Source organism: Agromyces humatus, assembly GCF_021228295.1.
Classification (GTDB): Bacteria; Actinomycetota; Actinomycetes; order Actinomycetales; family Microbacteriaceae; genus Agromyces; species Agromyces humatus.
This window is the reverse complement of sequence record NZ_JAJQPD010000002.1, coordinates 285614-300356: the sequence shown is the minus strand read 5'-3', so window position 1 is coordinate 300356 and position 14743 is coordinate 285614. Positions and strand designations below refer to the sequence as shown.

The window sequence follows — 14743 nt, the reverse complement described above, 5'->3', positions numbered from 1 at the left end:
CTCGTAGGGTGCCAGTTTCACGTCTCGATGCCCATTCGCACCTGAGTGTTCGCGGGGCCCGCGTCCACAATCTGCAGAACGTCGACGTCGAGATCCCGAGGGACTCGATGGTGGTGTTCACGGGCCTGTCCGGCTCCGGAAAATCGTCGCTCGCCTTCGACACGATCTTCGCCGAGGGCCAGCGCCGCTACGTCGAGTCGTTGTCCGCGTACGCACGCCAGTTCCTCGGCCAGGTCGACCGGCCCGATGTCGACTTCATCGAGGGGCTCAGCCCCGCGGTGTCGATCGACCAGAAGTCGACGAACCGCAACCCGCGGTCGACGGTCGGCACCATCACCGAGATCTACGACTACATGCGACTGCTCTGGGCGCGCATCGGCGTGCCGCATTGCCCGGTCTGCGGTGAGAAGATCCAGCGGCAGACCGTGCAGCAGATCGCCGACCAGCTCATGGAGCTCGATGAGGGCATCCGCTACCAGGTGCTGAGCCCCGTCGTGTCGAAGAAGAAGGGCGAGTTCGTCGATCTCTTCCGCGACCTCGCGGCCCAGGGCTACTCACGTGCGGTGGTCGACGGCGACCTCATCCGGCTCGACGAACCGCCGGCGCTGAAGAAGCAGGTCAAGCACGACATCTCGGTCGTCGTCGATCGCCTCGTCGCCGGCCCTGAACTGCTCGGTCGTCTCACCGATTCGCTCGAGACCGCACTGCGCCTCACCGATGGGCTCGTGCAGATCAACTACGTCGACGAGACCGGCCCCGATGCTTGGGCCACGTTCTCCGAGAAGCTCTCGTGCCCCAACCAGCACCCGATCCAGCTGACCGAGATCGAACCACGCACGTTCTCGTTCAACGCGCCGTTCGGTGCCTGCCCCGAGTGCTCCGGGCTCGGCACGCGCATGTCCGTCGACGAAGACCTGCTGCTGGGCGACCCGTCGCTCAGCATCACCGATGGCGTCATCCTGCCCTGGACCTCGCAGGGCAAGAGCCTCTACAACTACTACGAGAAGCTGCTCGACGGGCTTGCGCGCGACCTCGGCTTCTCGCTCGACACCCCGTGGCACGACCTTCCCGACGAGGCACGTGCCGCGGTGCTGCGCGGTGACAACTTCGAGGTCAAGGTACGGTGGCGCAACCGCTACGGCCGCGAGATGAGCTACACCTCGGGGTTCGAAGGCGTCGTCCCGTACATCGAGCGCCAGTACGTGCAGGCCGAGACCGACGTGCAGCGCGCGCGATGGGCCGAATACCTCCGCGAGGTTCCGTGTCCGGTGTGCGGCGGCAAGCGCCTCAAGCCCGAGGTGCTCTCGGTGCTCATCCACAACCACAGCATCGCCGACGTCGGGCTGCTCAGCCTCACCGATGCCCGCTCCTTCATGGATCGACTGCAGCTCACCGAACGCGAGCAGACCATCGCAGCCCAGGTGCTGCGTGAGATCAAGGTCCGTCTCGACTTCCTGATCCGGGTCGGACTCAGCTATCTCGACCTCGCCCGCGCAGCGGCCACGCTCTCGGGCGGCGAGGCCCAGCGAATCCGACTGGCGACCCAGATCGGGTCCGGACTCACGGGCGTGCTCTACGTGCTCGACGAACCGAGCATCGGCCTGCACCAGCGCGACAACCGCCGGCTCATCGACACGCTCATCGCACTGCGCGACCTGGGCAACACGCTCATCGTCGTCGAGCACGACGAAGACACCATCCGCACCGCCGACTGGATCGTCGACATCGGCCCGGGGGCGGGCGTCAACGGCGGCACCGTGGTGCATTCGGGCAGCTACGCCGACCTCGTGAAGAACACGCGTTCCCTGACGGGTGACTACCTCTCGGGGCGTAAGGAGATCGGCATCCCCGAGCACCGTCGCCCGATCGATCCCGAGCGCATGATCTCGGTCGAGGGGGCCGCTGCCAACAACCTCCGCGGCGTGAACGTCGAGTTCCCGCTCGGCACCTTCACCGCGGTCACGGGGGTGAGCGGGTCCGGCAAGTCCTCGCTCGTGAACGACATCCTGTACAAGGTGCTGGCGAACCGGCTCAACGGAGCCCGCAAGGTGCCGGGCAAGCACCGCCGCGTCACCGGGCTCGATCAGCTCGACAAGGTCGTTCACGTCGATCAGGCGCCGATCGGGCGCACCCCGCGATCGAACCCCGCGACGTACACGGGCGTGTTCGACCGCATCCGAACGCTCTTCTCCGAGACGACCGAGGCGAAGGCGCGGGGGTACCTGCCGGGCCGCTTCAGCTTCAACGTCAAGGGTGGTCGCTGCGAGGCCTGCTCGGGCGACGGCACGATCAAGATCGAGATGAACTTCCTGCCCGACGTGTACGTGGCATGCGAGGTGTGCGGTGGCCAGCGATACAACCGCGAGACCCTGCAGGTGCACTACAAGGGCAAGAACATCGCCGAGGTGCTCGAGATGCCGATCTCCGAGGCCGCCGACTTCTTCGAGCCGATCTCGGCGATCCACCGCTACCTGAAGACCCTCGTCGACGTGGGACTCGGATACGTGCAGCTCGGGCAGAGTGCCACGACCCTCTCGGGCGGCGAGGCGCAACGCGTGAAGCTCGCGACCGAACTGCAGCGGCGCTCGAACGGCCGCAGCGTGTATGTGCTCGACGAGCCGACGACCGGGCTCCACTTCGAAGACGTGCGCAAGCTGCTGAAGGTGCTCGGCAAGCTCGTCGAGAAGGGCAACACCGTCATCGTCATCGAGCACAGCCTCGACGTGATCAAGTCGGCCGACTGGATCATCGACCTCGGTCCCGAGGGCGGCTCCGGTGGCGGTCAGATCATCGCGACCGGCACGCCCGAGCAGGTGGCCGCGGTGACGGGCAGCCACACCGGGTACTTCCTCCGTGAGATCTTCGACACGGCTGCGCGCACCGAGGTCGCCAGCTAGGCGATGAGCACGGCACCGTTGAGCACCCAAGGCGTCCCGTACCGGCCGAAGGCGGGCGAGATCCCGACCTCGCCCGGCGTGTACAGGTTCCGCGATGCCGAGCGTCGCGTGCTCTACGTCGGCAAGGCCAAGAACCTCCGGTCGCGGCTCTCGAACTACTTCGCACCACTGCGAACGCTGCACGAGCGCACCCGGCGCATGGTCACGACGGCAGCATCGGTCGAGTGGACGGTGGTGGGCAGCGAAGTCGAGGCGCTGCAACTCGAGATCACGTGGATCAACGACTTCAAGCCGCCATTCAACGTGCGCTTCAAAGACGACAAGTCCTACCCGTACCTCGCGGTGACCCTCGGCGACGAGGCCCCGCGCGCGGTGGTCACGCGCAACCGCAAGATACCGGGGGCGCGGTACTTCGGCCCGTACCCGAAGATGTGGGCGATCAACGACACCCTCGAGATCCTGCTGAAGCTCTTCCCGATCCGCACGTGCAAGGACTCCGACTACCGGCGGGCGATCGCGAGTGGCAAGCCGTGCTTCGCCGGCCAGATCGGCCGGTGCTTCGGCCCGTGCTCGGGCCGTGTCACGATCGAGGAGCACCGCGACAACGTCGATCGATTCGTCGGGTTCATGCAGAATCAGGACCGACGCATCGTCGGCGAGCTGAACGGTCGCATGCTCACCGCTGCGGCCGCGCAGGACTACGAGTCGGCAGCGCGATTCCGCGACCAGCTGAAGGCCGCGAACGCGTTCTTCGAGCGCAGCGCCATGGTGCTCGGTGAAGCTGTCGACATCGACGTGTTCGGCATCGAACACGACGAGCTCGCTGCAGCCGTACAGCAGTTCATCGTGCGCGGCGGTCGCGTGCGAGGGGTGCGGTCGTGGACTGTCGACAAAGAGCTCGACGTGCCGCTGGGTGAGCTCGTCGACTTCGTGGTGCAGAACGCCTACGGCGACGACGTCAGGCCACCCCGCGAGGTCGTCGTGCCCGAGCTTCCCGACGACACCGAGGCGCTCGAGAGCTGGCTGGGCACGCTCGCCGAGCGCAAGGTGCGCATCCGCGTCGCACAGCGCGGGGACAAGGCGGCACTGCTCGAGACGGCGACGCAGAACGCGAAGCAGACGTTGATGCTCTACAAGACGCGTCGCAGTGCCGACTTCACCACTCGCTCGCAAGCCCTCGAAGACATCCAAGAGGCGCTCGGCATGGCCGACGCGCCACTCCGAATCGAGTGCTACGACGTCTCTCACCTGAGCGGAACCAACATCGTCGCCTCGATGGTCGTGTTCGAAGACGGCCTCGCGCGCAAAGACGAGTACCGCCGGTTCACGATTCCGCAGTCGAGCGACGACACCGACTCGATCCACCAGGTGCTCACCCGTCGGCTGGCGTACCTCGCGCGTCCGGACGAGGACGAGCACGGCGAGGGCGTCTCGGCCGCGAACGGCACCGACGGGGTCGAGGCATCCGGCCGGCGCAGGAGGTTCGCCTATCGACCGAACCTGCTCGTCGTCGACGGAGGCCAGCCGCAGGTCGCGGCGGCGGCCCGCGCCCTCGCGGAGTCCGGCGTCGAGGGGGTCTACCTGTGCGGCATCGCCAAGCGGCTCGAAGAGATCTGGACGCCCGACGCCGACTTCCCCGTCATCCTGCCCCGCAACAGCGATGCGCTCTTCCTCTTCCAGCGCGTCCGCGATGAAGCGCACCGATTCGCGATCACGCACCAGCGCCAGCGCCGAAAGCGCGACATCGGTTCGGTGCTCTCCGAGATCCCGGGGCTGGGTCCGGCACGTGTGAAAGAACTGCTGCGCCACTTCGGTTCGGTCAAGCGACTCCGCGCTGCCACCGAGGCCGAGATCGCCGAGGTGAAGGGCATCGGCCCAGCGCTCGCGACGACGGTGCACGGCCACTTGCGCGCCGACGGCGCGCCCGCGCCCCGCTAGGCTGGGATGTCGACACGCGGAAGGGGAGCAGGATGACCGCGGGGGACTCCGAGCAGCAGGAGATGCTGATCGTCACCGGCATGTCCGGGGCTGGGCGAACGACGGTCGGCAACGCCCTTGAAGACCTCGGATGGTACGTCGTCGACAACCTCCCACCGCAGATGCTGCGGCCGCTCGTCGAACTCGTCGAGCGAGCCGGCACCTCGCTGCCGCGCATCGCGGCGGTCGTCGACATCCGCGGTCGCGACTTCTTCTACGAGCTGCAGGACATCATCCAGGCACTTCGGGCGGGCGTCAACGTGCGGGTCGTCTTCCTCGACGCGAACGACGCGGTGCTCGTGCGCCGCTTCGAGTCGGTGCGGCGCCCGCACCCCCTGCAGGGCGACGGCACGCTGCTCGACGGCATCGGCATCGAGCGCGCGCGCCTTGCCGCGCTCCGTGAGGCGAGCGACATCGTCGTCGACACCTCCGACCTCAACATCCACCAGCTCGCGACGCTCATCACCGAGACGTTCGCACCCGAAGACCACGCGGGGCTGCGGGTCACCATGCTGAGCTTCGGGTTCAAGTACGGCGCTCCGACCGATGCCGACCTCGTCGCCGACGCGAGGTTCCTGCCGAACCCGTTCTGGTCGCCCGAGCTGCGACACCTCACCGGCGAAGACGAGGCGGTCAGCGAGTTCGTGCTCGGCCAGCCCGGCGCGCGCGAGTTCCTCGACGCGTACGCGCAGGCGCTCGAGCCCGTGATGGCCGGCTACCAGCGTGAGAACAAGCGACACGCGACGATCGCGATCGGATGCACCGGCGGCAAGCACCGCTCGGTCGCGCTCGTCCGCGAACTGAGCGAGCGCGTCGCGAAGATGCCCGGCGTCGCCGTGAGCGTCAAGCACCGCGACCTCGGCCGCGAATGACGCCGACGACTGAAACACAGATTGGACGACCTGGTGGCACTGACCGCTGATGTGAAAGAAGAGCTCGCGCGAGTCGACGTATCGAAGACGAGTGTCAGGGTCGCCGAACTCGCCTCGGTGCTGCGTTTCGCCGGTGGGCTGCACATCATCTCGAACCGCATCGCGATCGAGGCCGAACTCGACACGCCCACGATCGCGCGGCGTGTGACGCGCGACCTCGGCGAGATCTACGGTGTCCGTCCCGATGTCTCGGTCATCGCTCCGTCGGGGATGCGGCGTTCGAACCAGTACCTGGTCCGGGTGCTCGACGGCGGGGAGACGCTCGCGCGTCAGACTGGGCTGCTCGACGCCCGCCGTCGGCCGGTTCGCGGCCTCCCCAACAAGCTCACGACGGGCTCGCGCGACGAGGTCGCCGCCATCTGGCGCGGCGCGTTCCTCGCCCAGGGGAGCCTGACCGATCCCGGCCGCTCCGCTGCGCTCGAGGTGACCTGCCCCGGCAACGAGACGGCGATGGCGCTCGTCGGCGCAGCCGGGCGCCTCGGCATCTCGGCCAAGGCGCGCGAGGTGCGGGGGGTGCACCGGGTCGTCATCCGCGACGGCGAGGCCATCAGCGCGATGCTCTCGGTCATGGGCGCCACCGCGACGGTGCGCAACTGGGAAGAGCTGCGGCAGCGCCGCGAGGTGCGGGCGACGGCGAACCGCCTCGTGAACTTCGACGACGCCAACCTGCGCCGGTCTGCGCAGGCCGCCGTGGCCGCCTGCGCTCGAGTCGAACGCGCGATGGAGCTGCTCGGCGATGACATCCCCGAGCACCTGAAGTACGCCGGCGAGCTGCGGCTCGCGCATCGCGAGGCGAGCCTCGACGAGCTCGGCCACCACGCCGACCCGCCCATGACGAAGGACGCCGTGGCGGGCCGCATCCGCCGCCTCCTGGCGATGGCCGACAAGCGCGCCGCCGACCTCGGCGTCCCTGGCACCGAGGCGAGCCTGCCCGCAGACCTCGACGAGGTCTGAGCGCCGCGGGATCGCTCCGCCGCATCACCCGACCGGGGATGATGATCGGTCAGGACATCCGCCGACCCTCGTTTCCCGAGATGTCAACCGCGGACACCCGCCCGCGCAACCGGCATAGACTCGGGAATGCAGCCGCGGATGCCGGGGAGACGCCCGGGTACCCGGCGCATCTGACAAGGAGAAGCTATGGCTGACTACACCCTGCCCGACCTCGCCTACGACTACTCGGCGCTCGAACCTTCGATCAGCGGCACCATCATGGAGCTGCATCACTCGAAGCACCACCAGGCCTATGTCACCGGAGCCAACACGGCGCTCGCGCAGTTGGCCGAAGCCCGCGACTCGGGCAACCTCGCCAACGTGAACAAACTCGAGAAGGACCTCGCGTTCAACCTCGGCGGGCACGTCAACCACTCCATCTTCTGGACCAACCTGTCGCCCGACGGCGGCGACAAGCCCACCGGCGAACTCGCCGCGGCGATCGACGACCAGTTCGGTTCGTTCGACAAGTTCCAGGCGCACTTCACCGCCGCGGCGCTCGGCGTGCAGGGCTCGGGCTGGGCTGTGCTCGCCTGGGACTCGCTCGGGCAACGCCTGATCATCTCGCAGTTCTTCGACCAGCAGGGCAACCTGCCGGCCGGCATCGTGCCCCTGCTCATGCTCGACGTCTGGGAGCACGCGTACTACCTCGACTACAAGAACGTTCGAGCCGACTACGTGAAGGCGTTCTGGAACATCGCGAACTGGGACAACGTTCAGCGGCGGTTCCAGGTCGCCGCTGAGAAGACCTCAGGGCTGCTGCTACTGTCGTAAACGCGATGGTGTCCCCGGACCCGTCCGGGGACACCGCCGTCCGATCAGTTCACCCGTGTACGTGCGCGCCCGCGCAACATCAAACAGGAGACATCTGTGTCTGTAAAGATCGGCATCAACGGCTTCGGCCGCATCGGCCGCAACTACTTCCGTGCCGCCCTCGCCCAGGGCGCCGACCTCGAGATCGTCGCGGTGAACGATCTCACCGACAACAAGACCCTCGCGCACCTCCTGAAGTACGACTCGGTCACGGGCCGCCTCGACGCGACCGTCGACTACGACGACGACCACATCATCGTGAACGGCACCGCGATCAAGGCCTTCGCCGAGCGCGACCCCGCGAACCTGCCCTGGGGCGAACTGGGCGTCGACATCGTCATCGAGTCGACCGGGTTCTTCACCAAGGCGACCGATGCCCGCAAGCACATCGAGGCCGGTGCCAAGAAGGTGCTCATCTCGGCGCCCGCGACCGACGAGGACGCCACCTTCGTCATCGGCGTGAACGAAGACCAGTACGACCCCGAGAAGCATCACATCATCTCGAACGCGTCGTGCACCACGAACTGCCTCGCACCGCTCGCGAAGGTCTTCAACGACACGTTCGGCATCGAGCGCGGCCTCATGACGACGGTGCACGCGTATACCGCCGACCAGAACCTGCAGGACGGCCCCCACAAGGACCTGCGTCGCGCCCGCGCCGCCGCGATCAACATCGTCCCCACCTCCACGGGTGCGGCGAAGGCGATCGGACTCGTGCTTCCCGAGCTCGTCGGCAAACTCGACGGCTTCGCCCTGCGCGTGCCGGTGCCCACCGGCTCGATCACCGACCTCACGGTCACGGCATCGCGTCCCGTCACGGTCGACGAGGTCAAGGCCGCGTACAAGGCCGCTGCCGAAGGCCCGATGAAGGGCATCCTCAAGTACACCGAAGACGAGATCGTCTCGAGCGACATCGTCTCGGACCCGCACTCGTCGATCTTCGACGCAGGCCTCCTGCGCGTACTGGGCGACCAGGTGAAGCTCTCGAGCTGGTACGACAACGAGTGGGGCTACTCCAACCGTCTCGTCGACCTCACCGAGTACGTCGCCGATCGTCTCTGAATCGAGCATCCGTGACCCTGCGAACGATCGATTCCCTCGGTCCGCTCGCCGGCAAGCGCGTCGTCGTCCGTTGTGACCTGAACGTCCCCCTGCGGGACGGCATCATCACGGACGATGGCCGCGTGCGGGCGTCGGTCCCCACGCTCCAAGCCCTCGTGGGCCAGGGCGCACGCGTCATCGTGGTCTCGCATCTCGGGCGGCCCGAGGGTGCGCCCGATGCGAAGTACAGCCTCGCGCCGGTGGCGGCACGCCTCGGCGAACTGTTCGACGCCCCGGTCGCGTTCGCGACCGATACGGTCGGCGCCGATGCCTCGGCCAAGGTCGACGCGCTCGGCGACGGCGAGGCGCTCGTGCTCGAGAACCTGCGGTTCAACCCTGGTGAGACCTCGAAGAACGAGGCCGAACGCATCGCGTTCGCCGGCGAGCTGGCCGCGTTCGCCGACGCCGTCGTCTCCGACGGGTTCGGCGTCGTGCACCGCAAGCAGGCGAGCGTCTACGAGCTCGAGCAGGCTCGGCCCAGCGCGGCCGGGCTCCTGATCGACGCCGAGCTCGATGTGCTCGACCGGCTCACCGAGAAGCCCGAGCGCCCGTACACCGTCGTACTCGGCGGGTCGAAGGTGTCCGACAAGCTCGGCGTCATCGCCCATCTGCTTCCCCGTGTCGACCGGCTGCTCATCGGCGGCGGAATGCTGTTCACGTTCCTCGCCGCACAGGGCCACAAGGTGGGCTCGAGCCTGCTCGAAGCCGACCAGATCGAGACCGTGAAGGGCTATCTCGCCGAGGCCGTCGAGCGCGGCGTCGAGATCGTGCTGCCCACGGATGTCGTGGTGGCTGCATCGTTCTCGGCCGAGGCCGAGCACGTCGTCACGTCCGCCCACGCCATCGAGCAGACCCCGTTCGGGGCCTCGGGCCTCGGGCTCGACATCGGCCCCGAGACATCCGCGACCTTCGCCGCGCACATCCGCGACTCGAAGACCGTGTTCTGGAACGGTCCGATGGGCGTCTTCGAACTCGCGCCCTTCGCCGCAGGCACGCGCGCGGTCGCCGAGGCGCTCACCGAGGTCGACGGGCTCAGCGTCGTCGGAGGCGGCGACTCGGCCGCGGCCGTACGCCAGCTCGGCTTCGACGACGACCGATTCGGCCACATCTCGACGGGTGGAGGCGCAAGCCTCGAATTCCTCGAAGGCAAGCAACTTCCCGGACTGGAGGTCCTCGGATGGCAGTGAAGCGCACCCCGTTCATCGCAGGCAACTGGAAGATGAACCTCGACCACCTGCAGTCGATCGCGTTCGTGCAGAAGCTCGCGTGGTCGCTTGCCGACGCGAGGCATGACTTCGCCGACGCCGAGGTCGCGGTCTTCCCGCCGTTCACCGACCTGCGGTCGGTACAGACGCTCGTCTCGGCCGACTCGTTGCCGATCGGATACGGCGCCCAAGACCTCTCGGCGCACGACTCCGGCGCCTACACCGGCGAGATCTCGGGGGCATTCCTCTCCCAACTCGACTGCGGCTACGTGATCATCGGACACTCCGAGCGTCGCACGCTGCACGGCGAGACCGACGCCGACGTCAACGCCAAGATCAAGGCCGCGCACCGCCATGGGCTCGTGCCGGTCGTGTGCGTGGGCGAGACGGCCGAAGACCTCGAGGCACACGGCCCGAGCGCCGTGCCCGTCGCGCAGCTGCGCGCGGCACTCGACGGCGTGGACGGGTCGAAGGGGCTCGTGGTCGCCTACGAGCCGGTTTGGGCCATCGGTTCAGGACAGGCTGCGACGCCCGCCCAGGCCGAGCAGGTCGCGGTGGCGCTTCGAGCGCTGCTCGTCGAGCTCGTCGGCGACGAGGTCGCGCAGGGAACGCGAGTGCTGTACGGAGGTTCGGTCAAGGCTGCCAACATCGCCTCGTTCCTGCGTGAGCCGAACGTCGACGGCGCGCTCGTCGGCGGTGCGAGCCTCGACATCGACGAGTTCTCCAGCATCGTCCGATTCAAGAAGCACGTCGGCGCCTGACGCGTCGTCCCGAAGTGCGCCGCGATGAGCGGCTATACTCAAATGTCGGCATCGACCCCCTGCGTCGTGCCCGGAAAGGTTCACCGTGGAGATTCTCCAGGTCGTCCTGCAGGTGCTGCTCGGTCTCACGAGCCTCCTGCTGACGCTGCTCATCCTGCTGCACAAGGGCCGCGGTGGCGGTCTCTCCGACATGTTCGGAGGCGGCGTCACGTCGAGCCTCGGAGCGTCGGGAGTCGCTGAGCGCAACCTCAACCGGATCACGGTCATCCTCGGGCTCGTCTGGATCACCTGCATCGTGGTGCTCGGACTGATCACCAAGTTCGACGCCGGAATCTGACGGGGAGGCACCAATGGCTTCAGGCAACAGCGCCATCCGCGGCTCGCGAGTCGGGGCCGGACCGATGGGCGAGCAGGATCGCGGTTTCCACGCGGATCGTGTCGCGGTCAGCTACTGGGACGCGCGCGGCAACGAAACCGTTCGCCACTTCGCAGCGAACCTGCCCGAAGAAGAGATTCCCGACGTCATCGACAGCCCCTCGACGGGCCTCCCCGCCGGTCGCGACCGCGAGAACCCGCCGTCGGTTTCGAAGCTCGAGCCCTACAAGACGCACCTCGCTTACGTGAAGGAGCGCCGCACCGAAGACGAAGCGGCCGCGCTGCTCGACGACGCGCTCACGCAGCTGCGCACTCGCCGCGGCCAGGCTCCGAAGGACTGACGCGCACCGAACACGACTGAGGGGGCGGCCGGCGGCCGCCCCCTCAGTCGTGTTCGGTGGAACGTGCGTCGCACCCGATCAGTAGTCGCGCGCGATGAGCGACTCGGGTACCTCGGCGGCAGCGTCCTGGTCGACGAAGAAGACCGTGCGACGGCGGCCCTTGATGCCCGCGACAGGCACCTCATCGCGGCTCGCGCCAGCGAGGGCGAGTCCGAGCGCCGAGGCCTTGTCGGCGCCGGCCAGCACCAACCAGACGCGCTGCGACGCGTTGATCACGGGACGCGTGAGACTGAGTCGCTCGGGCGGAGGCTTCGGTGAGTCACGCACGACGATGACCGTGCGGTCGGTCACCTGGATTCCCGAACGGTGCGGGAAGAGCGACGCGATATGCCCGTCGGGCCCCACTCCGAGGAACGTGATGTCGAAGATCGGATGCGGCATGCCGTCGACGCCGTGATCGGCGAGTTCGGCCGCATAATCGACGGCAGCCTCATCGAGCGTGAGCCCCGAGTCGGATGTCGGGAACGGATGCAGGTTGCCCTCAGGCAGATCGAGATCATCGAGCAGGGCGACGCGCGACTGCTCATCGTTGCGCTCGGTGTCACGCGCGGGCACCCAGCGTTCGTCACCCCACCAGAAGTGCACACGCGTCCAATCGATCGACATGCGCGCGGGGGAGGCAGCGACCGCCTCGAGCACCGCGGCGCCCATCGAGCCGCCCGTCAGCACGACGTGAACCACGGGTTGCGCGTCGAGCAGGTCGAGCATCTTGGTGATGAAGCGGGCTGCGACCGAGCCGGCGAGGCTCACCTTGTCGGGGTGGACGAGCACACGCCGTTCGTTCGTCACGCAGTGACCTCCTCGACACCGTCCGCGAGCTCAGCGAGACCGCTCCTGATGACTTCACCGTACAGCTCATCGGGGTCGAGGCGTCGCAGCTCGTCGGCGAGGCAGTCGCGAAGTGTCCGACGGGGGAGCGCGACGTCATGCGTCGGCTGGCTCGGCTGGCGAAGCGTCGCCACACCGGGTACGTCGCGCACGAGCTCGATGGCGCCGCTCGGCCGCTCGAGGCGCACCCCGTGGATGCCGTGCGAACCGGCTTCGACACCGGTGAGCCGGCACGCCGATGGAGCGCCGAGTTGCAGCCGGAGCCACGCCGCGAGCAGCGTTGTCGACGGCGAGTCGATCGCCCCGGTGACGTGGACTCCCGTGACCGGTTCGTACGGCGGCTGGTCGAGCACGGCGGCGAGCTGGGCACGCCAGAGGGTCAGCCTCGTCCAGGCGAAATCAGCGTCGCCCGGCATATAGCTCGTCGAGAGCGCTTGCAGCGCCGCCTGCGGGTCGGCCTGGGTCGAGGCATCCGTGATTCGCCGCTGGGCGATGCGCCCGAGCGGGGACGTCCCCGGAACCGCGGGGGCCACTCCCGGCCACCAGGTGACGACTGGGGCATCGGGCAGGAGGAGCCCCATGACGAGGCTCTCCTCATCGCGGGCCGCGTCGCCCCACGCACGCAGGACGATCACCTCGCTCGCACCCGCGTCGCCGCCGACGCGGATCTCGGCGTCGAGGCGCGGGGCGACTTCGGACGTATCGGTGCCCGGCTCGGTGGAGACCACGATGACGCGCATCGGGTGCTCGCGGGAGGCGTCGTTGGCGGCTTCGATGGCCTCTTCCTCGTCGCCGGGCGCCGTCGCGATCACCAGGGTGAGCACGCGTCCGAGCGCGACGACACCGCCCTCTTCGCGGATCTTGACGAGCGCCTTCGAGACGAGGCTCGTGGTGGTGTCGGGGAGGTCGACGATCATGGGCGTCTCCAGGTTCGGCCGTCGCGGGCGAGGAGTTCGTCCGCAGAACTCGGCCCCCACGTTCCGGGGCGGTATTGTTCGGGTTGACCCTTCGTCGCCCAGAACTCCTCGATGGGGTCGAGGATCTTCCAGGAGAGTTCGACCTCCTCTTGGCGGGGGAACAGCGGCGGATCGCCGAGCAGCACATCGAGGATGAGCCGTTCGTAGGCTTCGGGGCTCGCCTCGGTGAATGCGTGGCCGTAGCCGAAGTCCATCGTGACGTCGCGCACCTGCATGCCGGCGCCGGGCACTTTCGAGCCGAAGCGGATCGTCACGCCCTCGTCGGGCTGCACCCTGATGACCAGCGCATTCTGGCCGAGCTGCGACGTCTGGCTGTCGGCGAAGACCTGCTGCGGTGCCCGCTTGAAGACCACGGCGATCTCGGTGACGCGTCGGCCGAGGCGCTTGCCGGCGCGGAGGTAGAACGGCACGCCCGCCCATCGGCGCGTGCCGATGGTGAGCTTCATCGCCGCGTAGGTCTCGGTCGTCGATTCGGGGTTCATGCCGTCTTCGTCGAGGAAGCCGATGACCTTCTCTCCGCCCTGCCACCCGCCGGCGTACTGCCCACGGGCGGTGCCCGTGGCGAGGTCGTCGGGCAGGCGGACCGCTGCGAGGATCTTCTCCTTCTCGGCGCGGAGGTCGCCGGCCTCGAAGGAGATCGGCTCCTCCATCGCCGTCAGGGCGAGCAGTTGCAGCAGGTGGTTCTGGATGACATCGCGTGCCGCGCCGATGCCGTCGTAGTATCCGGCCCGACCGCCGACCCCGATGTCCTCGGCCATCGTGATCTGCACGTGGTCGACGAAATTGGCGTTCCAGATCGGCTCGTACAGCTGGTTGGCGAACCGCAGCGCCAGGATGTTCTGCACCGTCTCTTTACCGAGGTAGTGGTCGATGCGGAAGACCGAGTCGGGCGGAAACACCGAGGCGACCACGTCGTTCAACTCGCGCGCGGTCTTCAGGTCGCTGCCGAACGGCTTCTCGATGACGACGCGACGCCACTGGTTGTCGCGCTGCTCGGTGAGGCCCGAACGTTTGAGTTGCTCGGTGACGATGGGGAACGACTTCGGCGGGATCGACAGGTAGAACGCGTGGTTGCCCATCGTTCCGCGCTCGCGGTCGAGTTCCTGCACGACATCGCGGAGTCGATCGAATGCCACGTCATCGTCGAAGTCGCCGGGCACGAACCGGATGCCCTGCGCCAGCTGGCGCCAGACGTCCTCACGGAACTCGGTGCGGGCATACTGCTTCACCGAGTCGTGGACGACCTGCTCGAAGTCCTGGTCGGCCCAGTCGCGACGCGCGAATCCGACGAGCGCGAAGCCCGGCGGCAGCAGGCCGCGGTTCGCGAGGTCGTACACCGCCGGCATCAGTTTCTTGCGCGACAGGTCGCCGGTGACGCCGAAGATGATGAGACTCGACGGGCCGGCGATTCGGTTGAGCCGGTAGTCCTTCGGGGAACGGAGTGGGTTGTGCGCTGCGGTGATCGCGACCGGTTGCATGCGTC

The 14743-nt window shown here is 67.8% G+C and carries 13 protein-coding genes; 10 read left to right on the top strand and 3 right to left on the bottom strand.

Features of this window, described 5'->3' with window-relative positions:
- Nucleotides 1-8 precede the first annotated feature (8 nt).
- From uvrA to LSF15_RS04015, 10 genes are all read left to right on the top strand, one after another.
- Nucleotides 9-2897, top strand: coding sequence for an excinuclease ABC subunit UvrA (gene uvrA / locus LSF15_RS04060; RefSeq protein WP_232497244.1), 2889 nt, complete (start codon nucleotides 9-11; stop codon nucleotides 2895-2897).
- 18 nt (nucleotides 2898-2915) lie between these two features.
- Nucleotides 2916-4835, top strand: coding sequence for an excinuclease ABC subunit UvrC (gene uvrC, locus LSF15_RS04055; RefSeq protein ID WP_232497243.1), 1920 nt, complete (start codon nucleotides 2916-2918; stop codon nucleotides 4833-4835).
- A 32-nt stretch (nucleotides 4836-4867) separates the two neighbouring features.
- The gene (gene rapZ, locus LSF15_RS04050; protein WP_232497242.1) at nucleotides 4868-5746 is read left to right on the top strand and encodes an RNase adapter RapZ; all 879 of its coding nucleotides are present in this window, start codon (nucleotides 4868-4870) and stop codon (nucleotides 5744-5746) included.
- Nucleotides 5747-5779: 33 nt separating this feature from the next.
- Nucleotides 5780-6760, top strand: a complete 981-nt coding sequence (gene whiA / locus LSF15_RS04045; protein ID WP_232497241.1) for a DNA-binding protein WhiA — start codon at nucleotides 5780-5782, stop codon at nucleotides 6758-6760.
- A 186-nt stretch (nucleotides 6761-6946) separates the two neighbouring features.
- Entirely contained in the window at nucleotides 6947-7573 is a 627-nt protein-coding gene (locus tag LSF15_RS04040; RefSeq protein ID WP_232497240.1) for a superoxide dismutase, read from the top strand.
- Nucleotides 7574-7669: 96 nt separating this feature from the next.
- Nucleotides 7670-8674: a type I glyceraldehyde-3-phosphate dehydrogenase gene (gap, locus tag LSF15_RS04035; protein WP_232497239.1), complete on the top strand. Its 1005-nt coding sequence runs from the start codon at nucleotides 7670-7672 to the stop codon at nucleotides 8672-8674.
- Nucleotides 8675-8685: 11 nt separating this feature from the next.
- Complete coding sequence (locus LSF15_RS04030; protein ID WP_232497238.1) at nucleotides 8686-9900, top strand: phosphoglycerate kinase; 1215 nt, start codon at nucleotides 8686-8688, stop codon at nucleotides 9898-9900.
- The gene (tpiA, locus tag LSF15_RS04025; protein ID WP_232497237.1) at nucleotides 9891-10679 is read left to right on the top strand and encodes a triose-phosphate isomerase; all 789 of its coding nucleotides are present in this window, start codon (nucleotides 9891-9893) and stop codon (nucleotides 10677-10679) included. The genes LSF15_RS04030 and tpiA overlap by 10 nt, the downstream gene beginning before the upstream one ends.
- A gap of 85 nt (nucleotides 10680-10764) precedes the next feature.
- Complete coding sequence (gene secG / locus LSF15_RS04020) at nucleotides 10765-11016, top strand: preprotein translocase subunit SecG (protein WP_130352833.1); 252 nt, start codon at nucleotides 10765-10767, stop codon at nucleotides 11014-11016.
- 13 nt (nucleotides 11017-11029) lie between these two features.
- Nucleotides 11030-11395 (top strand): RNA polymerase-binding protein RbpA, encoded by a 366-nt coding sequence (locus tag LSF15_RS04015; protein ID WP_232497236.1) that lies wholly within the window; start codon nucleotides 11030-11032, stop codon nucleotides 11393-11395.
- Between the two features lie 78 nt (nucleotides 11396-11473).
- Here the strand turns inward: LSF15_RS04015 and pgl are convergent, their stop codons facing one another.
- From pgl to zwf, 3 genes are read right to left on the bottom strand one after another with little or no spacing between them, the layout of a single operon-like run.
- Nucleotides 11474-12244: a 6-phosphogluconolactonase gene (gene pgl / locus LSF15_RS04010; RefSeq protein WP_232497235.1), complete on the bottom strand. Its 771-nt coding sequence runs from the start codon at nucleotides 12242-12244 to the stop codon at nucleotides 11474-11476.
- The gene (locus LSF15_RS04005) at nucleotides 12241-13200 is read right to left on the bottom strand and encodes a glucose-6-phosphate dehydrogenase assembly protein OpcA (protein ID WP_232497234.1); all 960 of its coding nucleotides are present in this window, start codon (nucleotides 13198-13200) and stop codon (nucleotides 12241-12243) included. Before LSF15_RS04005 ends, pgl begins: the two co-directional genes overlap by 4 nt.
- Nucleotides 13197-14738 carry a glucose-6-phosphate dehydrogenase gene (zwf, locus tag LSF15_RS04000; protein ID WP_232497233.1) on the bottom strand — a complete coding sequence of 514 codons (1542 nt, stop codon included), beginning with the start codon at nucleotides 14736-14738 and terminating at the stop codon, nucleotides 13197-13199. The genes LSF15_RS04005 and zwf overlap by 4 nt, the downstream gene beginning before the upstream one ends.
- Between the last annotated feature and the right edge of the window lie 5 nt (nucleotides 14739-14743).

What these genes read in the sequence shown, in the direction of transcription:
- rapZ (WP_232497242.1), top strand. Translation starts at nt 4,868, where the DNA reads ATGACCGCGGGGGACTCCGAGCAGCAGGAGATGCTGATCGTCACCGGC.
- LSF15_RS04040 (WP_232497240.1), top strand. Translation starts at nt 6,947, where the DNA reads ATGGCTGACTACACCCTGCCCGACCTCGCCTACGACTACTCGGCGCTC.
- tpiA (WP_232497237.1), top strand. Translation starts at nt 9,891, where the DNA reads ATGGCAGTGAAGCGCACCCCGTTCATCGCAGGCAACTGGAAGATGAAC.
- LSF15_RS04015 (WP_232497236.1), top strand. Translation starts at nt 11,030, where the DNA reads ATGGCTTCAGGCAACAGCGCCATCCGCGGCTCGCGAGTCGGGGCCGGA.
- LSF15_RS04005 (WP_232497234.1), bottom strand. Translation starts at nt 13,200, where the DNA reads ATGATCGTCGACCTCCCCGACACCACCACGAGCCTCGTCTCGAAGGCG.
- zwf (WP_232497233.1), bottom strand. Translation starts at nt 14,738, where the DNA reads ATGCAACCGGTCGCGATCACCGCAGCGCACAACCCACTCCGTTCCCCG.